This is a genomic window from Thalassospira alkalitolerans (assembly GCF_002115745.1).
Classification (GTDB): domain Bacteria; phylum Pseudomonadota; class Alphaproteobacteria; order Rhodospirillales; family Thalassospiraceae; genus Thalassospira; species Thalassospira alkalitolerans.
This window is the reverse complement of the sequence record NZ_JFKB01000008.1, coordinates 1-21,789: the sequence shown is the minus strand read 5'-3', so window position 1 is coordinate 21,789 and position 21,789 is coordinate 1. Positions and strand designations below refer to the sequence as shown.

Here is a 21,789-nt window from a genome sequence, read left to right as displayed (position 1 = left end):
TGCGAAATGTCAGTCTGCCCTTGGTCCGGACCTTAGCGGGTGACTAGATCAAGCTGATGGCGTGATACCGCGTCATTGCCGGTTTCGGTAACGATAACCGAATGGCCGGGGCACATGGCGGTGCCGCTGTCGCTGTCCATCAGGATCATATGCAGGAAGAATACCATGCCGGGTTCTGCGATGACCGGATTGGCGTGATAAAACATCGGCCAATCCATCCAGTTCGGGGCAAAGGTCGTGCCCATTGAATATCCGCATGCATTTAGGCGGTGGGCTTTCATACCGGCGGTATCGCAAACTCGGGCATAGGCATCGAATACATCGCCGATAGGTACGCCGGGTTTAAGGGCATCGCGGCAGGCGGCCATGGCGTCAACCGCGACCTTGTGCATTTCAACATGCCGTGGTGTTGCGGTACCGACCGGAATGGTGCGCATCATTGCTGCGTGATAGTGGCGATAGGCCCCGGCCCATTCCAGCGTGATTTGATCTGTGTCTGCCAGATGTTTGCGACCGGTGAAATAACGGCACAGCAAGGCATCGCGCCCGGCACCGATGATGAATTCATTCCCCGGATAATCCCCGCCGCCTTTGAAAATGGTACCTTGCATCGCAGCCAGAATATCGCCTTCGAACGCGCCTGCATGGACGGTATCAAGGGCGGCATCCCATGCATCATCGGCAAGGCTTGCGGCGGTTCGGATATAGTCAAGCTCGGCGGGGCTTTTGACCACGCGCAGTTCCGAAACCAAACGCGAAGCATCACTTAACGTGCAAAATCCATCCAATGCCGCGTCAAGTTTTTTGCCATTTGCAGCGGTCAGGCCATAGGCCTCGTATTCGACACCAAGCTTTTTACCCGCACAGCCCAATTCGGCCAGCATATCGCGCAATTGAAGGGCCGGATTGACATCCGGGCCATCAACCCAGATGCGGATATCTTCGATATCAGAAGTGTGTTGTGCCTGACGCAGATCCGGTGCGCGGGTGATCAGGGCAACCCGGCCATCAGAACCAAGATACAAGCATTGGAAAAAGACATAACCAAATGTGTCATATCCGGTCAGATAGAACATGCTTTCCTGACGAAATATCAGCAATCCATCAAGTCCGGCGGCTTCGATCCTGCTAACCGTATTTGCACGGCGGGCAGCCAGTTCGGCACGTTCGAAATGCAAGGCCATTTGTATGTTCCCTGAATGTGATTGTTGCTTTGCCAATGACGCTAGCAAACTCGGCGGCCGGGAAATAGAAAAAACCACAATCCGGTGATGTTTTGTTGGTAAATTGTGAATGATGAATTCACAGTTACAGAAAATTTGCCTTTCAGATCAGAAATTTACCGGAAAAATTAGTAAAATTTGCCGAAAAACATAGACATTCGGCCATTCGGTCCCACATCAAATGTAATGGCAGTGTCATGAAGGGTATTGAAACTGCCCGGTATCTGTTCCGCTTAGGACCATCCCCTCAGGAGGCAAAAGTGGCTAGCTTTCAGAAACTTTCCGGTGGTAGCACGCCGGGGACGTCTCAACAGGACGGACAATTTGAACCGCCTTATGACAAATGGCGGCGCGATGATCTTTATCACCTGGCCCAGCAGCAAGGGATAGAGAACCGGGCGAATATGTCGACCGATGAACTGGCACGCGCGTTGCGCGAAACCCAATAATGCAAGCATCAATCTAAAAATGTGCGATTGCACCGGGTAATTCCCAGTCAGGTAACAGGACGGTTAAATTTGCGGGCAGTGGTTGTCGATCACGGGCTGCCTGGCATACCTTCTTCGCGGCTTAACCCGCCGCAGGAGGACCAGATGAAACCTGTACAACTTGTTTATCACCGTGGTGATAATACCAACGCGCCGGAAAATACCTTTGCCAGTGCGGAAAGTGCCATATCCGCCGGGGCGGATTACATCGAGTTTGATGTACATGAATCTGCGGATGGTATCTTGTATGTCATCCACGACGAAACGGTTGATCGTACAACCGATGGAACCGGCACGATTGCCAGTATGACCAGTGCTGAAATCGATCGCCTTGATGCGGGCGCATGGTTTGATCCGACCTTTGCCGGTGAACCGGTGCCACGGCTTGACGATTTCTTGCGTCGACTTAAGGGGCGTATCGGAATTTATTGCGAGATTAAACAGGCCAATGCCCAAAAGGTTGTCGATATGCTTGACGCATTTGCGTTTGGCGATGATGTTTTTGTCAGTTCTTTCTCGGCGGATATTCGGAATGACTTACGCCGTATTGCGCCGGACCTGAAACGCAATGTGCAGCTTCACGTCGCCGGATCGCTTGAACAAGCCATCCATCACGAACAGGCACATATTTTCGAATTTCTTGAAGATAACGTAACCCGCGACGGAATTCAGGCGGCCAGAAACCGTGGTCTGAAAACCATGGTTTTCATAGATACTCCGAATGCTGAATTGTTTGCCCGGTTGGTCGAATGGCAGATTGACTATGTTAATCTGGATTTCACCGCATTGTTCCGCGCGGTCCAGCACGAAGTCATGCTGGGTTTTGATGACGCGGGTATGGCTTGCTGATTCTTAAGTATGGTCCGAGTTGATTTGACCTCTCGCTCATAATTCGCTATTGCGGCCATTCTGAGCGCAAACAGGTGATTGTTGTATGGTCTGCAACCTAACACTCTGTGTCTGGTGTTGGGGGAAAGGTTTTTGAAACTTGGAATTTGGTTTGTTTGGTTTTCGCTGCTTTTTTCAGCGGTAATTGGCGCAAATGCAGCCGAACCGGACAGCAAAACCAAACCGCATGTTGCCTTTATCAATCCCGGTTACGGGGATCGCGGATTTTGGAAAGATGTGCGTGATACCATGCAGGCGGCGGCGGATCAGTTCGGGTTCGAACTGACAGTTTTCGACAGTGATCGGGAATGGTCATTGATGGCGGAAAATGCCAACCGTGTTTTTGCAATGGATCCTCCCCCCGATTACATTATCGCTGTCAATGAACATCAGCAGGGCACGCGCATTATCCTGGAGGCGCAAGAACGCGGTATTCCGATCCTGATGCTGCTTAATGACCTGACCGACGAGCAGAAGCTTAAATATGGTCGGGCAGGCAATGAATTATCGCAATGGATCGGCACCCTGACGCCCGATAATGAACGTGCCGGGTTTGAAATCGCTCAGTCCTTGATCACAGCTCTGCTGAAAAAAAATGTCAAAGACCTGCCCGACGAGATTTGTTTGCTGTCGCTTGCCGGGGATAGCTTGACACCGGCGTCCCTGCAACGATTGGCCGGACTTGACGAAGCACTTGCAAAGTTTCCGGTTCTTCAAGAACAACGCCGACTGGTGGTTAATTGGTCCTTTGACGAGGCCTATCGCCGGACGGCGGACTGGATGGCCAAGGGCGGCTGTCTGGATGCGGTCTGGGCGGCCAATGATGATATTGCCCTGGGGGCGATCAAAGCGATTGAAGAGGCCGGAAAGATTGCAGGCAAAGATGTCTTCGTTGGTGGGCTTAACTGGTCAGTCGCCGGTCTTCAGGCGGTCGGGGATGGAAAGATGACCATGACCCATGGTGGCCATTTTCTGGCCGGTGCGTGGGTTATGGTGTTGCTCAAAGATTATCGTGAAGGTGTTGAATTGTTGAAGAAACATCACAATTTAACCTTTGGGATGCAGGCCGTTACACCAGAAAATCTGGAAATCTATAAACGGCTGTTGGGGGACCGGGATTGGGACAGAATTGATTTTTTGCAATTTAGCCTTGCCAGAAAACCGGAACAGGGTGGATATCTCTTTGGGATAGAAGGATTAAATAATATTCCGTGGGTGCAGTAACGGCTCTAGCCGTATTGGGATAAGCTGATAGAAAAGGGCTACGGCGTGGCGGTGACGGGAAATGAAGACGAGAATGACCTTTCCGGTCTTAAGCTTGGCAGTTCGGTGGCCTCAAGGCAGCTTAAATATTCCCTGATTGCTGCAACCTTGCTTGGGCTTGCGATTACGGCCTTTCAGATCGTTAATGACTATCACTGGCTTGATGGTGTGTATCATCAGGCCAATCAGCGAACTGTCGCAAGTGGTGTGCCTATTGTGACCGAGGCATTGCTGTTATCTGACCCGGATATGGGGAAATTGGCAGTGTCGGGCATGATGGTGCAACGATCAATCATGAAAGTCATGATCCAAAAAACGGATGGTTCAACCTTTTATGAAGAAAGCCGACCTGCGGGACAAATCCCGACATCCAAATGGGCCAAGAAGTTTTTTGGCGGGCTGCAGGTCTTGCAAGTTCCGCTGCACGATCCGCATGTTGAACCGGCCAGAAATATTGGCAGGCTGATCGTCGATATCAATCCGCAGGTTTATGTATCTGTCTTTATGTCCCGTGCTGCATGGTCGTTTCTGGCTAATATGGTCTTTGCGGTGTCGATGGCGACCGTCTTTGCGACCATGAGTTACTTTGTCTTGTCCCAGCCAATCATCCGTCTGGCCAATTACATCGTCAAAGCCGATCCCACCGATGTCGAGCATCCGCTTGAAATGCCCCCGATGAACAAACATGACGACGAAGTGCAACTGCTTGGCTCGGTCACGGTTGGTTTATTTGGCATGATCCGCGGACAAATCGGACAATTAAAGCGCGCACGCGATGAATTGCAGGATGCCAATACCAATCTTGAAGCACGCGTTGAAATGCGAACGCGCGAACTTAATGATGCGATGGGCAAACTCGAAGTTTTGGCATCAACTGATCCGCTAACCGGTCTGGCCAATCGCCGTGTTTTCATGACGCGTCTTGAAGAAAATATTTCGATCTGGAAGCGGCGTGATACCCCGGTAAGCGTGGTGTTAATCGATATTGATCGGTTCAAATCGTTTAATGATAGCTATGGCCATCAGGCTGGCGATGCGGTGCTGGTGTCACTGGCAGAACGGATGCGTTACAGCTTGCGCGATTTCGATATTCCGGCGCGTCTGGGCGGCGAAGAGTTTGCCGTTCTTCTGCCGGGCGAGGAAATCGAAGGGGCAATGATATTGGCCGAACGCCTGCGCAAGGTATTTGAACAGGATACCGTCGGTTTCGGTGGCAAGCATCTGAACTATGCGGCCAGTTTCGGTGTGACTTCATTGCCATCGCTTGCGGGGCTGGCCAAGCTTGCGGACAATGTGGCGGAAAATATCACACAGCTTAAACCACGGGAAAATAGCGATCTGGCCGATATTTTGTATTCCGTGGCCGATGAGGCACTTTATCGTGCCAAGGATGCCGGTCGCAATTGTTGCATCATGGCTGACCCGGTACGCCTGACTGAGCATCTGGACGCCTGATTTCGACCGGGGATCATAAAAGACCGGTTATATCGATAAGAAGGACGGCTATTGACGTCCGTCGTCATTGCCCTGTCGTGAAATGCGAATATCACGATGGATCGATACGCTCATTAACAGGCCAAAGCTGACCAGAATGGTCATCATGACGGTGCCACCATAAGAGACAAGTGGCAGTGGCACGCCAACGACCGGGATCAGGCCCATCACCATTGCTATATTGATGAAGACATACAGGAAAAAGGTCGATGTGATGCCAATCGCGACCAGCCGGCCGAATTGGTTACGGCATCGCAAGGCAATGACATAACCATACATGATGACAATGGTATAAAGGATCAGCAGCGCCAACCCGCCGACAAGTCCGAATTCCTCGCCCAGCATGGTAAAGATAAAATCGGTTTGTTTTTCTGGCAGGAAGTTCAGATGGCTTTGCGATCCCAGCATGAAACCCTTGCCAAATACACCGCCTGATCCCAATGCGATCTTTGACTGGGTAATATGGTAACCCGCTCCCAGCGGGTCATTTTCCGGGTTCAGAAAGGTCAGGACGCGGTTCTTTTGGTAATCACGCAGGAATTGCCAGCCAATCGGAATGACCGCAAGAACCGTTCCCAGCACAAGGCCGAACTTCCACATCCGGACCCCGGCCAGCCAGAAAATAACCCCGCCACCGGCAATCAAAAGCAAAGCCGTCCCAAGATCGGGTTGGCGTAAAACCAATGCCGCCGGGGCAAACACCATCAAAAGCGGTGGTACCAAAAGTGGAATACGCCCGGCTTCTTCGACGGTCAGGCCATGAAAATAGCGCGCAAGGGCTAAAACCAGCGAGATTTTCATTAATTCAGAGGGTTGAAGCTGAAAGAAACCAAGATTGATCCAGCGTTGCGCCCCCATGCCGATATCGCCCTTGATTTCCACCCCGACCAACAGGATCAGGGCGACGAAATAGGAAAAATAGGCAAGTTTTAGCCAGATCCGAATATCGGTAACCGCAATCACGATCATCAGGAACGCACCAACCGCAAAGCGCATCATCTGGCGTTCAGCCCAAGGTTCAGCCGAACCGTTGGCGGCCGAATACAGCATGGCAAACCCGATCCCCGCCAATAGCGAAATCAGCAGAACCAGCGCCCAGTTCAACATCAAAAGACGGCGACCAATCGGCACGTAATCAGGATCTTCGCCGATACGATATCTGCTGCGGGCCATGTTCCTAGCTTTCTTCTTCGCGATCAGATTGTGGCGGATGTTGCAATTGTACCGTCGACTGGATATTGGCCGCCGAAATGCCCGGGCGGCCGGATTGAAGTTCCTGTGCCTTGATCAGGATGTCACGGGCGACCGGGGCGGCAACGCCTGAACCCGACCCGCCATGTTCGATAACAACTGCACAGGCATAGCGGGGATTGTCAACCGGTGCAAAAGCAACAAACAGCGCGTGGTCGCGGTATTTCCACGGCAGATCATCGTTATTGAGAACCCCGGTTGTCTGGCGTTCGCGCATGGTAATTCGGCGCACCTGACTGGTGCCGGTCTTGCCAGCCATTTCCATGCCCTTGATATCGATCCGGTTGCGATGTGCTGTGCCGCGCAATTCATTGGTCACAGCGTTCATGCCATCGCGAATACGTGCAAGATTGGCCCGGTTAACCTGCAAATCGGGGAATTCTTCGTTCTGGCGGCTGCGAATGCCGTCCTTGGTGATATGATCGCGTGTCATATGCGGTTTGACCGCCTTGCCCGATGCAATACGTGCGGCCATGGTACAAAGCTGTAAGGGGGTTGCCAGAACAAAGCCCTGTCCGATGGACGAAATCAATGTTTCCCCACCCTGCCAGCGTTTGCCAAGTTGAACTTCTTTCCAGTCCTTGGTCGGGATCAGACCCGAACGTTCGTTGGGCAGATCAATATCCGTCGGAATGCCAAGGCCAAGTTTATTGGCCATGGCGGCAATGCGATCAATGCCGACTTTTTGTGATATTTCATAGTAATAAACGTCGCAGGAATGCTTCATCGAGTCATGCATATTGACCCAGCCATGCCCGCCACGTTTCCAGCAATGGAAGCGCGCATTGCCAAGGTCAAGATGGCCGGGGCAGAAGAAACGTTGATTGGCTGTGACAACACCGGCTTCAAGTGCGGCAAGGGCAACGCACATTTTAAATGTTGAGCCCGGCGCATAGGTCCCGTTGACGGCCTTGTTTGAAAGCGGCGAGTATTGGTTGTTGACCAAACTGTTCCATAATTTATGCGAAATACCATTGGTAAAGGCATTCGGGTCATAGGTCGGATGGGATGACATCGCCAGGACTTCGCCGCTATGGATATCCATAACAACCGCTGACGCACTTTCCATGTTTGACAGACGCTGATTGGCATAGCGTTGCAATTCAAGGTCAAGGGTCATGACAACCGTATTACCGCTTTCGCCTTCTTCGCGATCCAATTCGCGGATAACACGGCCAAGCGCATTGACTTCGACCTGGCTGGTGCCGGCACTGCCGCGAAGGGCCAGGTCATAGATTTTTTCGATACCGTTTTTACCAATCCGGAAACCCGGAAGTTCCAAAAGCGGGTCGCCTGTTAGTTCCTTTTCCGATACTGCGGCAACATAGCCCAATGTATGGGCCAGATGCGGGCCTTCGGGATAATCACGGGATCGACCAGCATCAATGATCAGTCCCGGCAAGTCCGGGGCGTTGACGCCAACACGCGCCACTTCTTCCCATGACAGGTTGTCACGCACTGTCACCGGCACAAAGGATCGCCTGCGGGCAACGTCGCGTTCGACCCGTTCGATCGTGTCGGGGCCCAGTTCGATGATTTGATCAAGGATTTCAAGGGTGTGGCGCACATCCTGCGCCTGTTCGCGCACGATCATGATGTGATAATTTTGGCGGTTGGCGGCAACAGGTGCGCCGAACCGATCCGTGATCAGGCCACGTGGGGGGGGCAACAATCGGTGCGAAATGCGATTTTCATCCGCCAGAACCGAATACCGGTTGCTTTCCATCACCTGCAGATAATACATCCGCGCGGCAAGCACTGTAAGCAAGACACCTTTGCCCGCGCCCAACATCAAGGCACGGCGGGTAAAGGTTCTAAATCTGTCTGAGTCGCGGTGCCACATTGGCGTCGTCAAACCTGTTCGTCGGGGTGCCGGGCCGAAGTTCGGGGCATCATTTTGCCCGTTCTATCCTGCGCGCGGCCGGTTGAAAACCGTCTTGTCCAGCATAGCTGTCAGCTATTGCCAAAACATCAACATTAATAAGTCCGGGCGGTGATTAAGGCCAGACCCTGTGATGACCTAGACGTGACGCAGAAGCGAGTTTTGTGCGCGGGCCAATGCCCACGCAACCAATGGAAATAACGTAGCGGTCAATACATAGCTAATCAGTGTCGCCCTGATTGGCAAGAAGGCACCGATCAATGCCGAACTTAGGAACCACTGGATCAGCAAAGCCGGGATCGCGACAAAGGCAAAACCCCACCACATCACAATGAACGGTTTGTTATGGAAAAACCGCCCCTGACTGGCAGACCCTGCCTGTACCAGCAACAGAACCAGGGAACTGACGCCAAGTGGAAGTCCTGTCAGAAGGTCTTGCATCAACCCCAGCATAAATGCGGTTAACCCGGTTAGCAAATCGGGTCGGTTCACCGACCAGTAAAAAATTGCCATCAGGGGCAGGGCCGGGGATGCGGTGCTAAGCAACGGGAGGCTGACCGGCAGAAGGTTGATCAAAAGAAGGATAAAGACGCTGAATGCCGGAACCAAACCACGTGCAACGACATCTAGCTTTTGCCAGACACCGGGCTTCAAGGAAGTTGTTCCGGTGATGGGGTCGGGCTGGCTGCCGATGATGGCGCTGCGGGGCCCGATTGTTGCGTCGGGGCAAAACTATCGCGTGGGACAATGCCAACCCCGTTGGGAATGACACCATCAATTTGGGGTTGGCTGCGGTGGATCGCCTGATCGGTCAGGATGCCTTGCAGGCCGTAATCGGCAACTCGCAGATATTCCAGTTGATGACGGCGAAACAGCGGGGCAACCCGTACGGAATTTTCTGAAACTGACGATACGACGCCAACCGGAATACCCGGCGGGAATGCGCCGCCATGGCCCGATGTCAGAATCCGGTCCCCCGGTGCAACGGTGGCATCGGCAGTTAAAAAGGTCAGAAGCGGTCGATCCGTGTTGTCACCCGACAGGAATGCACGATCGCGGGAGTTTTCGACAATCACCGGCACGCGCGAATTGATGTCTGTGATCAACAGGACCCGGGACGCCTGATAACCGGCCTCGGCAATGCGACCGACAAGGCCTTCGTCGGACATCACGGCCTGTCCCTTGGAAACACCATCGCGGGATCCGGACGATACCATCAAGCTATGGGCATAGGCGCCGCCCATATCGGCAATGACGCGGGTGGTCACAAGTCGCAATGGCGGCGGGCTGGTGTAATCAGCAAGGTCGCGCAGACGGGCATTTTCGTGCACCAGATTGCGGGCGACCTGTTGCCACGCCAACAATTCGCGGTTTTCGCGTCGCAGACGTTCATTTTGTTCATACAGATTGAAAATGTTGGTGGCTTGTTCGGTCAGTTCATTGATGCTGGCCGCAGGGCGGGAAACAACATTCATGATTGGCGATACCAAATCCGCCGACGCAGCCCGTATCCGCTCGATCAGAATTGTATCGGCCTTGCCCAAAAGCATCAGGCCGAATGCCGAAACGATCAGAAGGATGAAAGCGAAGCGGTGAAGCGCCGTACGTAACGGCGAAAAGATACGCTGCTGCGGACCGCCATGCTGAGCCACTATATTCCCCGTGAATTACCAAAGTCAGATAAGGCGTTCAGAAAGCCTTACGGATATTCAACCTTAACGAAAACACCGAGTCGCGTCCAGAAAGGATACGACCCGGTGCTATATTTTTTCACAGAGCCAGAATGCTTAATACGCAGTGTGCAGAACGTTGCGCAGCATCTTCTTCTCTTCAAGTGCACGTCCCGTACCCAATGCCACACAGGACAGGGGGTCGTCGGCGATGGAAACCGGAAGGCCGGTTGCATGACGCAGGACATAATCCAGATTGCCAAGCATCGCGCCGCCGCCGGTCAGGACAATGCCCTTGTCGACGATATCAGCAGCCAGTTCCGGCGGGGTCTGTTCGAGGGCGACCTTGACCGCCTCGATGATGGCCGAAACCGGTTCTGCGAGGCTTTCTGCGATCTGGCGCTCAGAAATGATCAGTTCCTTCGGAACGCCATTCATCAGGTCACGGCCACGGATTTCAACCGTTGCACCATCACCGTCATCAGGCGCACAGGCCGAACCGATTTCTTTCTTGATCCGTTCCGCGGTGCTTTCGCCAACCAGCAGGTTATGGGTGCGACGGATATAGGCGATGATCGCCTCGTCCATCTTGTCACCACCAACACGTACCGAGCGGGCGTAAACGATACCGCCAAGCGACAGAACGGCAACCTCGGTGGTGCCTCCACCAATGTCGACGACCATCGAACCGGTCGGTTCGGTTACCGGCAGACCGGCACCAATGGCGGCTGCCATCGGTTCATCAATCAGCCAAACTTTACGCGCACCGGCACTTTCTGCACTTTCCTGAATGGCACGACGCTCTACAGCAGTCGAACCGGACGGAACGCAGATGATGACTTCCGGGCTCGCGAAATTACGACGGCCATGCACTTTGCGGATAAAGTGTTTGATCATCTCTTCGGCGATATGGAATTCGGCAATTACGCCGTCGCGAAGTGGACGAATGGCCTGAATATAACCGGGTGTACGACCCAGCATTTGCTTGGCTTCTTCTCCGACTGCAAGAACTTGTTTCTTGCCTTTCTCGTCGGTGATGGCCACCACGGATGGTTCGTTCAGGACGATGCCGCGCCCTTTAACGTAAACCAATGTATTTGCGGTGCCCAGATCCACCGCCATGTCGGAGGATAACATCCCAAGAAGCTTGGAAAACATTCCTGCCCTATGCCCCGGTTAATAGTAAAACTTAAATGCGAATGTAGCGGCTTTGATAGCGCAACGCGCAAGTCGATGCACGAATAATCTGCTCAGGGAGTTGAGGAATAATTAAGGAGCCGCAGAAGACTGAAAATAATATTGAAAAAGATGATCCGCCATATGGTCTTGGCGGATTCATTCAAGGTTTATTATCTTTGGTGCTCATTCCATTTTCACGGAGGAAATTGAGGATCAGGGCGACGGTGTCGGCCGTTGTCTCGATTTTTAGAAAACTGCGAGTCGCTTGTTTTTCAAGCGTTTCGCCAGTTTGAAGCATTTCAAATTTCACCGGGGCACGGTCGGGGCGCAGATCGCGGTCCATGCGCCACTGGCACCACGCAGGTGGATTAATCGGATCATTTTCCAAAGTCACCAGAAGGGCCGGGGAAAAATTATCCATTTCCGACATACATTGCGCACGCAACCCGACCATCGTCCTGAATCTTTCCTTAAATCGTTTGGCGTGGCCATGGCGATAAATCGCAAATTGTGCTGCTGCCGCGCCATAGCCATAGCCAAAAATCGCGATCCTTTCGGGATCGATGCCGGGGTAATGGGCAAGATAGGCCAGTGCGCTTAGGGCGTCGAACGCCCAATATGTAACGCCGTGCTTGGGATTATCAAGCGTGCCTGCCGTGCAGTAGCTTTGCGATGGGTGGGCTTGTCCGGGGGATATTCGAAGAACGGCAAGGCCTGCTTTATGTAAGGGGGCAACCCATTCCTCGGGAAAGCGATCATCGCAATCTGGTATGATGATCACGGCACCTGCGGGCATGGAAGTATCATCAGGTGGATAATAAATACCCGGAATATCAAATTGCAGGCTGTTGTCGACCGGGGGGATTTCCTTTCCCGCATTGATCAAACGCTGGCGCAACCCGCTTAGCGGATAGGGCTGTGCCGGGACGGTAATCTTTTGCGAGCTTTCAGTGGGGGCAGAATGGGCCGATGATGGCAAAGTGAAAAATGCGGCGGCTAAAAAGGCAAAACAACACCGGGAAAATGATCGGCGGCGACATTGAAATACGCGGTGTTTTGCCATTACCAGCCCCTTTCGCGGAAGGTAGAAGCATACCATAAATGAATTTGTTCGCCTATAGGTTGATATCTGGTGGGGTGTTGCGAGGCAGGGGGCTTGGACATCGTTCAGGGACAAAAAAAGGGTGGCAAAACTGCCACCCTTGGGATTTTTAGCCTGATATTCCCAATCAGGATGCCATGGCATCCGGCGCGGTTTTCTGGCTTTTTTCGATCAGTTTGTTTACCGCAGTAACATAGGCGATGCAGGATGCAACGACGGTGTCGGTATCCGATGCATTGCCGACCACAGTGCGGTCGTTACCGTCAAGTTTGACGGTAACAGTGCCTTGGGCGTCTGTGCCTTCGGTCACGGCGTGAACCTGATAGAGTTTCAGTTTCCAGTCATGTGGGTAGATTGCCTTGATCGCGTTAAATGTTGCATCAATCGGGCCGTCACCGGTGGTTTTTGCGGTGCGGGTTTCGCCGTTCACGGTCAATTCCAACTCGGCGGTTTGCGGCCCCTTGGAGCCACAGGTCACCGCCAGGGAAATGAACTTGATATGTTCGTTGTCGCGCATGCCGTCATCGACCAGAGCGACGATATCGTCGTCATAGACTTCTTTCTTTTTGTCAGCCAGTTCCTTGAACCGTGCAAACGCATCTTCGATGGCATTGTCACCCAATTCGGCAAAGCCCAGTTCTTTGAGCTTCTCGCGGAAGGCATGACGCCCGGAATGCTTGCCCATTACCAGACTGGATTTGTTCAATCCGATGCTTTCCGGTTTCATGATTTCATAGGTTTCGGCATTTTTCAGGAAGCCGTCCTGATGAATACCACTTTCATGGGCAAAGGCATTGGCACCGACAATTGCCTTGTTTGGTTGTACGACAAAGCCTGAAACGGCTGATACCAGACGTGAGGCATTCATGATTTTGGTTGAATCGATGCCGGTTTCATACGGGAAGGCATCGTTACGGGTTTTCAATGCCATGACGATTTCTTCGAGTGCGGCGTTACCCGCGCGTTCGCCCAGACCATTGATCGTGCATTCGATCTGACGCGCGCCGGCATGTACGGCTGCCAGCGAGTTCGCGACGGCCATACCCAGATCATTGTGGCAGTGAACCGACAGGATTGCCTTGTCGATATTCGGCACGCGATTAAACAGCATGGACATCAGGTCGGCATATTCGGTCGGAGTGGTATATCCAACCGTATCGGGGATGTTGATGGTGGTTGCACCGGCGTCAATTGCGGCTTCAACGCAACGGCACAGGAAGTCGTGCTCGGTACGTGAGCCGTCTTCGGCTGACCATTCAACATCGTCGGTGAATTTGCGTGCCAGGGTTACGCTTTCAATCACCTTTTCCAGAACACGTTCCGGTTCCATCTGCAGCTTGTATTTCATATGCAGCGGGCTTGTGGAAATAAAGGTATGAATACGTTTGTTTTCTGCGGGTTCAAGCGCCTCGGCGGCACGTTCAATATCGCCCTTGGCCGCACGGGCCAGCGAACAGATGGTCGGGCCTTTGATCTGTTTGGCGATTTCATTGACCGCTTTGAAGTCGCCATTCGATGCGATGGCAAAGCCTGCCTCAATGACGTCGACCTTCAGTTCCGCCAAAGCATGGGCGACCCGCAGCTTTTCATCAATCGTCATTGATGCACCCGGGGATTGTTCGCCGTCACGCAGGGTGGTGTCAAAAATGATGACGCGATTGTCGTTAGCACTAGCCATTACCGTAATTCCTGATCAAGCGGGACTTTGCCCGAATTTTGAAACTTTATTTTGGAAAGAGTGCGGGCCTTGTGGCGCGACTTGTTCCCCTGAGCAGCGGTAAATGGATCGATATTCTTGTGATCCAAACCGTCTCTTGCGCTCAGGGGCGGGTAAGTCGTAGCGACCCAAGCGCAGCAGCTAGACCAAGGAGACCGGAAAGTAGGTTTGGCGCAGACAGCACAAAGGCGCCCGAAGCATTGGCTTCGGCACGATCGGCAATTGCAGGAATGTTGCAAATGTCTACGGTCATCGGTCTTCATCAAGTGGCGTGAACGTGCCAGATTGTTCTGGCGACATCCCTAATTTCGTTGGCTCGCCCGCCAAGGTCAAGTAATTTTTGTATCTTTGTCGTGCTTTTAAGGGTGGAATTTAGCGAGCACCCGCTGTGAGCCGTTCCTTGTTAAGGGGGTTGAGGGCTTTGAATATCGCCCCTTCGCAAGCGTTCCGATTGCACGTCACCCATGCCAAAGATTGAGTTGGAGGCCGCCAAATTCTCGGCTATCTGTTGGCAACTTGATACGAAATGATACGGAATGCTCCCAATGCTATTCCGTGTCATATGACGCCACCAAATAGCGGATATTCACCATGCTTAGTCTGTCTTTAATCGGGGCCTTTGTTCCGACAGCTTTCCTTGTCTCGATTACACCGGGCATGTGTATGACCCTTGCACTGACCATGGGCATGACCATTGGTTTGCGCCGGACCGCTTGGATGATGATGGGCGAGCTTGTTGGGGTTGGCATTGTTGCGGTGGCCGCGGCCCTTGGTGTGGCGACGGTGATGCTGGAATATCCTGCGGCTTTTGCTGTGTTTAAATATGTCGGGGGTGGTTATCTGGCATGGCTTGGCATTCAGATGTGGCGTTCGCGCGGTCGTATGGCGTTGGGGGCTGAAATGGATGCGTCTCGACCAGGGACGCCGTTTGCGCTGATGTCTCAGGGGTTCGTTACGGCCATTGCCAATCCCAAAGGCTGGGCTTTTATGGTGTCGCTGCTGCCGCCCTTTATTAGCATCGAACATGCAATCGCCCCGCAGCTATCAACGCTGGTTGTGATCATTCTGATGACCGAGCTGATCTGTATGACGCTTTATGCAACAGGCGGGCGGTCCCTGCGTCATTTCCTCGAAAAAAGTGGCAATGTGCGTATCCTGAACCGGATATCAGGAACGCTGATGATCGGTGTGGGGATTTGGCTGGCGCTGGGTTAGGGGCGGGGTTTTTGTGTGTCTAACACCTGTCCCATCGGGCCTATTTGTTTGTAATATCTCTTTAAATCTTCGATATCCTGCCTTATATCAAGGAATAATTATGTTAGCAGGTGGCCCATTATGCGCGAGTTGCGCTGTATCATTTTCGAAGAAAATGAACTGATCAAAGCCCTGATTGGGTATCGGCGCCGCACGGGCAAGCCGTTACCGCCCGGGCAGGTCGGAAAACTTGAAATCGATAAGACGCCTGAAATTATTGTCCGGCTTAATATCATTGCCGATCATGGGGGGCCGATTATCGTGCCAACGGCCGGGGCGGAATTGGCCGCAGCCCTGATCGCCTATTGCATTGATGTGCGCGTGCCGGTGCCGGCATCTTCAAAGAAATCCATCACGATCATTGATGGCCATGTCGCACTTAAGATCATGAAGCAATAATACCGGTTTCAAGGTTGCTCAAAACAACAAAAGCGCCGCAAATGGGCGCTTTTGTTGTTTTTATATATGCCGATCACGGGGCCTTTGAGGGCAGTGGCTTACCACTGCATCATTTTGCCCTTAAGCGCGCCCATCCGGTCTTCTTCGTTCTTGAAGTTCTGCCCTGCGACGATGCCGTCTTGGACTTTGGTCATCAACAGCCATTGCTTGACCTTCATAAAGCGGGGGGCCAGGAACTGATAGGTGTCACGCACCAATTTTACGGCCGGTGTGCCACGTTCCAGTTCCATGGTATTCCAGCGTTCAAACAATGGTTCCCACGCCCGTAAACGGCGATAAAGGTCGTCACGCTTGTTGCGGATATACTGCCGCTGAGATGTGAAATTGCGTAAAACTGACATGATTTCACCGGTATTGGCGTCAATCTCGTCAAACGAGGTTTCAAACTTTTTCATCGCATCGTCAATCAGTCGGATAGACTGAGTGACCGTTTCCAGAACACCTTTTTCATGGGCGTAGATGCGGCGAAGTTCCTGAAGCTTTTTGTCGATTTTTTTTACATCACGATACTTGTCGCGTAGCGTCTCGACATAGGAAAGCTCTTCGGCGACCTGATGAACCAGATTAACCACTTCTTCGCGGTTGTCGTGCCCGATGTTGAGCTTCTCGGCAACTTCGTCAAAGGCCTGGTTGATCTTTTTCTTGGTGCCGGGATCTTCGGCGATTTGCATTAACTGATCAGGGTCGGTGATCAGTTCCTCGTTGCCTGACATCCAGGTGACAAGCTGCATCGTCAGGCGGTTATACGCAATGGCACGATGGTCTTCGTCGACATGCCAAGATGCTTCACCAGTCAGAACTTCAAGCGGCAAGTCATCGCCAGGGCGCAGAACATTGACATAGTTCAGCGCTTTATCGACAAGTTCGATCAGTTCTCCATCCTTGGAATCAGGGTCAATCCCAAATTCCTTGCATATTGCTCCAAGGGGCAGGGATACAACCGATCCTTCTGCCATTTGCAGGACGAATAGGGCCTCATCCGAAAGATCGGACTTTTGGAAATGGCATTCCTCGAACGATTTGAAGACCTTGTGCTCAAGTTCTAGTTTTCGTTCGCGCGTCGGTTTGTTCATCTGTTTGCTCCGCCCGGACCAGCGCTGTCTCTTTGATTTATGACCTGTACCTTTCAATTGAAAGGGAGGCGCGCAATTTATTGCAACTGGGCCGGAACTGGTGGTGTCCATATTTGTCTTATAAGGTGCTTTATCCCTGATCTGTCATTGGTGCCAATCACGATCAGGGGCGCCCTTGGTATATTATTGTATCATCGTACAGGTATTTCTACCTGCCTGCTTGGCCTGATAAAGGGCTGCGTCGGCCCGGTCAACAAACTCCAGTATATTCTCGCCAAGACGATAGGACGTCAAGCCGATTGAAACGGTTAACTTGCCGAAATCCTTGCCTGTTTTTTTATTGATGATCCGCTGTCCGGAAACGTTTTCACGCAGTTTATTCGCCAGCTTTTCAGCATTTTCAACCGTCGTTTGGGGAAGGATAGCGGAAAATTCTTCGCCGCCATAGCGCGCAACAGTATCGGCCCCTTTGGTCGAATTGACCAAAACGCGGGCAACGGCCTTAAGTACCCCATCACCGGCACGATGCCCATGGCTGTCGTTAAAGTATTTGAAATGGTCGATATCGATCATCAATAGGCTTAAGGGCGCACCGGTTTCCATTGTCGCGGTGACGGCATCGCGCAATGACGCATCAAAATTCTTACGGTTGGCGATGCCGGTCAGGGTGTCTGTCAATGCATCACGGCGAACCAGTTCAAGCTCGCTGCGGACCCGGTGGACTTCGGTGTGATAATCATCAAGACAGCCATTGAAATCACTGTATCGCCCGTGTGCGTCACGCGTCACAGTCGTAAGTCCGCGTGTGACGCCGCGCGCGTCTTCAAGGGTGATGTCGTCGGAATTCAGCTGGTTAGACGCGCTGTCAAATTGTTCACAGAACCCTTCTGTGTCGCGGATCACAGAATGAACTGCTTCCTCGACACGTTCAACCGCAGCTTGCAATCCCTCGACGCCCAAATTAAGGCGTTGCTGCAGGGCATGAGTCCCCAGGAATTTGTGATAGATGCGAAAGACAGTTTCTTCGTCAAGTTCCTGGGTGTTGCGAATTAACACCTTGATAAGTTGACTAAGTTCGGGGATTTCTTCGGTCAGATGACTGTAAAATACATGATAAACCTGCGGCGTGGGCTGCAGGTTCAGCTCGGAGATCAGTGTCATGACATTATGGGCAATGTCGCGTGGATTGGCGATCTTTGTTGTAGCAGTCACAATATGCGTTCCGATCCAATCTTCAGCTTAACTTATGTTTACCTGCCGCTTTTGCCCTAATTCCAACGAAATTTACCGTGTACCGGCTTTTTGATTAGTCGTTGTGACTTTGATTTTCTTGCCTTTATTGACATCTTCAACCGAATTGCGCCTGCTTGTCACGTGAAACCGCACCCGGAATTATGGAAAAATCTTATATTTGCCATCGGGCAAAGTAAATATGGCGAAAAACAAAATGACCTCATCCGGTTGTTTTTTTGCGGTTGAAATAGTCGTTTGGTTTTTGTGATTGTTGGGTTGGTCGGCATAACCCATTGATCTCGTTAGGCGGGATCAATTGATCAAAACCACAATCAGAGAGGGTGTTATTTTCCGTTTGGTGTTGGAAGGGCTGCCGCACTGTGATTCGTCGGGAAAACACAACGGTTGTGTCTTGAATGGTAATATCCCTGGCGCCATATCGAGGTGACAGGAAGTGACCGCAAAAACATCTTTCGGCATCGGTGCAAATGAGACGTTCATTATTGCCTTTCATTGTAGGGGTTCTGATTGCATTTGGCCTGTTTGCACAGGCTGCATGTCATGCTGATGACGGGAATCGGCAGGTTCAAGTCGGGATAACGATCCAAATGGATGCCGACTGGTATGGTGCGCTGACCGATGCACAACAACCGTTCTTCCGGGTTTTGCGCGAAAAGCCCGAGTTTCAGATTGCACAGGGTATTCCATATCCGCGAATGATCGAGATGGTTAACAGTCACGAGCTTGACTGCGCTGTAGATCGTGTTCCCGCCCCTTTGGCGGGTAAGATTGCTTCTCGCGAAGGGGGTGTCTTTGAGCTGATCCTGTATGTTTGAAAAGGCGACATGCCCGAGAAACGCGACAGTATTACGATTGGATTCTGTCAAACCTGCCGCCGATAGCCGTTCCGTATCAGGGAAACGTTGATTTTTACGGTTTGCGACGGGTCGAACAGGGGCGTAAATTGCTGTTGGAAGGGCGGGTCGATGCATTGATCACCTTTGCCGGACGTTACAAGAATGAACCCGGCATGGAACCTGCGCCCTATCCTGCGCTTCGCAGGGTTGATCTTGGTCTGGTCTGTCATGATAGCCAATACGCCCGGATCGTTCTGGATCAATTTGATCGGCGTATTCAACTGGTCAAATCAGCCGGTGATGAGGAAGGATGACTCCCATCCCTATCGACCAAGAATACGGACGTTCTTTGATTCAAAATTTGATGTGCAAGAGTCGGTAAAACACGGCGTTATCATGAATTCGATAGGATCGGGATGCGATTTTGTCGCGCTAAAATTGTGAAAATGTTCACAACATGCCTTTTTTGCGCGATGGAATTTTATCGCAGGCAGCACGGCCCCTGTTTTGGGCGTTAACCCGCGAAGTCACTGTTCTGGTATTCCCGGGCATGAATAGTTCGGTACAACCATCGGTCATGGTGACAGATGGTGCCGATTACTGCGGTGATTGGCTGAATCCAAGGGAAATGCTTGTTTCCCGGGCCGATCACTTGCCATTTTTTCGGTTCGTTTTTCACAGTTTGTCGGATTTCCCAAAGCCGTAATTAAAAATTCGTTTGAAATCAACACATCCTCGGCGCGAGCAGGTTGTGAGTAAAACCGGTCGCCGATCCGGTCACAATATTCGCGAAATATCGCCTAACTACCCGCATTGAATAAGGAACTTCACGCATGAATTCGTTGCGCGACATCTGAAATTCGCGTAATTATTGAAACGATGCAGTGTATCTTTGGGTTGACTGATTGCCTTCTGGTTGATGGTTTTTGAGCTAAAACAAAGGTTCAGTGCAGGAACGTAACTTAAGCATTTCTCGTGCTTGGGAAATGCCATTACCAAAACTAAGGACGACGACTGATATGGCTACCGGAACGGTTAAGTGGTTCAACGCGACCAAGGGTTATGGCTTCATCACCCCGGACGAAGGCGGCAAGGATGCATTCGTGCATATTACTGCTGTTCAGCGCGCTGGTTTGCAGGGACTTGATGAGGGTCAGAAGGTTCAATTCGAGCTGATTGAAGGTCGTAACGGCCGCCTGTCGGCAGAAGAACTCTCCGCGATGTGATTGATTTTGGATTGCAGCTTTTGCTGACAACCGTTAACGCGCCGGTCTCCGGCGCGTTATTCGTTTAGGTGCCGGTTCTTTTTGCTGGGGTTTCCCCAACGGCGGCGGTACTTTGCTGCTATCCTGACAATTATTGCTGTTATTCTGCTACTAGCCATCAGGTTACGTTCCATGCCCCGGATTACATTGCCTGCCCCCCCTGCAAAATCGGATGATGGTGCCGCCGAGGTTTGGCGCAAATCGGTACGCAAGGCATTGCTGGGCTGGCGTGCGGCGATGGATCCGTCGGTCCATCACACTTTTTCGGTGTCGATACGCAAAGCGATTGCCGAAATACTTATCGATCGCCCCAAGGCGACCATCGGATTTTATTGGCCGATCCAGAATGAAATTGATTTGCGGCCGGTGATTGAAACGCATATCGAATGCGGTGGCCGGGCGGCCTTGCCCGTTGTACCGGGAAAAGATCAGCCGATGGTCTTTCACGATTGGTGCGCTGATACCCAAATGGTCGCCGGATTTGCCAAAATCCCCGAACCTGTTGATGCCCCGGTTGTGCCGGTGCATGTGATGATCGCACCGCTGGTCGGGTTTGACGGGCGGGGATATCGATTGGGATATGGCGGGGGATTTTTTGATCGCACGCTTGCGGTGATGCCGGTTGCGCCGCTTGTTGTTGGCGTCGGGTTCGAAGCGACCCGGGTCGATGATATTTTCCCGCATCAGTATGATATTCCGGTCGATATCATTGTGACCGAGGCCGGTATTCGCCCGATGACGGATAAGGCGGTTGGGGCGGGGGATCATAACAAAGGCGCATCGCCGCCTTGTTATCTGTCATCCTGAGCATATCGTTGTGGCAATAGGCTGCCGTCCACCTGTTCTGCGTCCTAATCCTCAAAGCGGCTTGTGGTGTCACGGTCGTGCTTATATCGTTTGGTGATTGTCGGAAATGGTGGCAGCCAAGCCTCGCGACGGATGGTCCAGAGCTCGTAGGTTGGCTTTAATTGGTCCGGGGCATCCAAAGAGCCCAGATTGACTTCAATTTCATCCGCACTGCGCGAGAAAACAGATGCGCCACAGTTGGGACAGAAAAACCGCCCGGCGTAGTCACGCGTTTCACCATCAATCGTCACTGCATCCTGCGGGAACACGGCGGATGCATGAAAAAGCGCGCCATGATACTTGCGGCAGTCAAGGCAGTGACAAAGGCCGACCCGATATGGAAGGCCAGAGGCGATAATTCGGACGTTGCCGCATAGGCAGCCGCCGGTAAAGCGGTCCATGCTGCATCTCCTTAAAATTCAAACGGTCAGAATTTTTACAATAAACCGCACTGTCATCGCAATTGTACGCTGCGGGCGGGGATGGGGGGCTTTTATTGCGGGCGATGGTGATTGTGTGTCCGCACAGGGATAAAGAACGGTTGTTCAACCGACAACGATCACTGGCGATCAATGGATCGGTTGGAATATTAACGCGAAATACAAAGGGGGAGTTGGCTGGGGAACCTGGATTCGAACCAGGACT

The 21,789-nt window shown here is 52.2% G+C and carries 22 protein-coding genes; 10 read left to right on the top strand and 12 right to left on the bottom strand.

The features are described 5' to 3' along the window. Positions 1-32: 32 nt before the first annotated feature. Positions 33-1,184 carry a M24 family metallopeptidase gene (locus TALK_RS12325; RefSeq protein WP_085619298.1) on the bottom strand — a complete coding sequence of 384 codons (1,152 nt, stop codon included), beginning with the start codon at positions 1,182-1,184 and terminating at the stop codon, positions 33-35. Positions 1,185-1,483: 299 nt separating this feature from the next. On the opposite strand from TALK_RS12325, the gene TALK_RS12320 reads away from it, so the two are divergent. From TALK_RS12320 to TALK_RS12305, 4 genes are all read left to right on the top strand, one after another. Further along, positions 1,484-1,672: a hypothetical protein gene (locus TALK_RS12320; RefSeq protein ID WP_085619296.1), complete on the top strand. Its 189-nt coding sequence runs from the start codon at positions 1,484-1,486 to the stop codon at positions 1,670-1,672. Between the two features lie 144 nt (positions 1,673-1,816). After that, positions 1,817-2,560, top strand: a complete 744-nt coding sequence (locus tag TALK_RS12315) for a glycerophosphodiester phosphodiesterase (RefSeq protein WP_085619294.1) — start codon at positions 1,817-1,819, stop codon at positions 2,558-2,560. A 132-nt stretch (positions 2,561-2,692) separates the two neighbouring features. Further along, the gene (locus tag TALK_RS12310; protein WP_085619292.1) at positions 2,693-3,823 is read left to right on the top strand and encodes an ABC transporter substrate-binding protein; all 1,131 of its coding nucleotides are present in this window, start codon (positions 2,693-2,695) and stop codon (positions 3,821-3,823) included. Between the two features lie 45 nt (positions 3,824-3,868). Then, on the top strand, positions 3,869-5,317 hold the full coding sequence (locus TALK_RS12305; protein WP_085619290.1) for a GGDEF domain-containing protein: 1,449 nt from the start codon (positions 3,869-3,871) through the stop codon (positions 5,315-5,317). A gap of 48 nt (positions 5,318-5,365) precedes the next feature. Here TALK_RS12305 and rodA read toward each other — a convergent pair whose 3' ends face one another. From rodA to TALK_RS22110, 8 genes are all read right to left on the bottom strand, one after another. Continuing rightward, entirely contained in the window at positions 5,366-6,529 is a 1,164-nt protein-coding gene (gene rodA, locus TALK_RS12300) for a rod shape-determining protein RodA (protein WP_085619288.1), read from the bottom strand. Between the two features lie 4 nt (positions 6,530-6,533). Further along, positions 6,534-8,450, bottom strand: a complete 1,917-nt coding sequence (gene mrdA / locus TALK_RS12295) for a penicillin-binding protein 2 (protein ID WP_085619286.1) — start codon at positions 8,448-8,450, stop codon at positions 6,534-6,536. Between the two features lie 177 nt (positions 8,451-8,627). Further along, positions 8,628-9,143 (bottom strand): rod shape-determining protein MreD, encoded by a 516-nt coding sequence (mreD, locus tag TALK_RS12290; RefSeq protein ID WP_085619284.1) that lies wholly within the window; start codon positions 9,141-9,143, stop codon positions 8,628-8,630. Next, a complete protein-coding gene (mreC, locus tag TALK_RS12285) occupies positions 9,140-10,141 on the bottom strand; it encodes a rod shape-determining protein MreC (protein WP_085619282.1) in 1,002 nt (333 codons plus the stop codon). Before mreC ends, mreD begins: the two co-directional genes overlap by 4 nt. Before the next feature lie 135 nt (positions 10,142-10,276). Further along, on the bottom strand, positions 10,277-11,317 hold the full coding sequence (locus TALK_RS12280; protein ID WP_085619281.1) for a rod shape-determining protein: 1,041 nt from the start codon (positions 11,315-11,317) through the stop codon (positions 10,277-10,279). A 181-nt stretch (positions 11,318-11,498) separates the two neighbouring features. Continuing rightward, on the bottom strand, positions 11,499-12,401 hold the full coding sequence (locus tag TALK_RS12275) for an alpha/beta hydrolase family protein (RefSeq protein ID WP_211274813.1): 903 nt from the start codon (positions 12,399-12,401) through the stop codon (positions 11,499-11,501). 166 nt (positions 12,402-12,567) lie between these two features. Next, positions 12,568-14,118 carry a 2-isopropylmalate synthase gene (locus tag TALK_RS12270; protein WP_085619279.1) on the bottom strand — a complete coding sequence of 517 codons (1,551 nt, stop codon included), beginning with the start codon at positions 14,116-14,118 and terminating at the stop codon, positions 12,568-12,570. A gap of 142 nt (positions 14,119-14,260) precedes the next feature. Then, positions 14,261-14,410 (bottom strand): hypothetical protein, encoded by a 150-nt coding sequence (locus TALK_RS22110; RefSeq protein ID WP_169715021.1) that lies wholly within the window; start codon positions 14,408-14,410, stop codon positions 14,261-14,263. Positions 14,411-14,748: 338 nt separating this feature from the next. Here TALK_RS22110 and TALK_RS12265 point away from each other — a divergent pair, with 338 nt between their 5' ends. Both TALK_RS12265 and TALK_RS12260 read left to right on the top strand, forming a co-directional pair. Continuing rightward, positions 14,749-15,372: a LysE family translocator gene (locus tag TALK_RS12265; protein ID WP_085619277.1), complete on the top strand. Its 624-nt coding sequence runs from the start codon at positions 14,749-14,751 to the stop codon at positions 15,370-15,372. 120 nt (positions 15,373-15,492) lie between these two features. Further along, on the top strand, positions 15,493-15,810 hold the full coding sequence (locus tag TALK_RS12260) for a hypothetical protein (RefSeq protein ID WP_085619275.1): 318 nt from the start codon (positions 15,493-15,495) through the stop codon (positions 15,808-15,810). 98 nt (positions 15,811-15,908) lie between these two features. Here TALK_RS12260 and TALK_RS12255 read toward each other — a convergent pair whose 3' ends face one another. Then, on the bottom strand, positions 15,909-16,943 hold the full coding sequence (locus TALK_RS12255; RefSeq protein WP_085619273.1) for a hypothetical protein: 1,035 nt from the start codon (positions 16,941-16,943) through the stop codon (positions 15,909-15,911). 183 nt (positions 16,944-17,126) lie between these two features. Next, entirely contained in the window at positions 17,127-18,155 is a 1,029-nt protein-coding gene (locus tag TALK_RS12250; RefSeq protein ID WP_085619271.1) for a GGDEF domain-containing protein, read from the bottom strand. Between the two features lie 524 nt (positions 18,156-18,679). On the opposite strand from TALK_RS12250, the gene TALK_RS12245 reads away from it, so the two are divergent. The 4 genes from TALK_RS12245 to TALK_RS12225 all read left to right on the top strand — a co-directional run bounded on the left by TALK_RS12245 (position 18,680) and on the right by TALK_RS12225 (position 21,105). Further along, on the top strand, positions 18,680-19,012 hold the full coding sequence (locus TALK_RS12245) for a hypothetical protein (RefSeq protein WP_139833818.1): 333 nt from the start codon (positions 18,680-18,682) through the stop codon (positions 19,010-19,012). Between the two features lie 128 nt (positions 19,013-19,140). Further along, entirely contained in the window at positions 19,141-19,347 is a 207-nt protein-coding gene (locus tag TALK_RS22010; RefSeq protein ID WP_139833817.1) for a hypothetical protein, read from the top strand. A gap of 705 nt (positions 19,348-20,052) precedes the next feature. Next, positions 20,053-20,259 carry a cold-shock protein gene (locus TALK_RS12230; protein ID WP_085619263.1) on the top strand — a complete coding sequence of 69 codons (207 nt, stop codon included), beginning with the start codon at positions 20,053-20,055 and terminating at the stop codon, positions 20,257-20,259. A 171-nt stretch (positions 20,260-20,430) separates the two neighbouring features. Beyond that, on the top strand, positions 20,431-21,105 hold the full coding sequence (locus tag TALK_RS12225) for a 5-formyltetrahydrofolate cyclo-ligase (protein WP_085619261.1): 675 nt from the start codon (positions 20,431-20,433) through the stop codon (positions 21,103-21,105). 44 nt (positions 21,106-21,149) lie between these two features. Here the strand turns inward: TALK_RS12225 and TALK_RS12220 are convergent, their stop codons facing one another. Further along, the gene (locus tag TALK_RS12220; RefSeq protein WP_085619259.1) at positions 21,150-21,545 is read right to left on the bottom strand and encodes a GFA family protein; all 396 of its coding nucleotides are present in this window, start codon (positions 21,543-21,545) and stop codon (positions 21,150-21,152) included. Between the last annotated feature and the right edge of the window lie 244 nt (positions 21,546-21,789).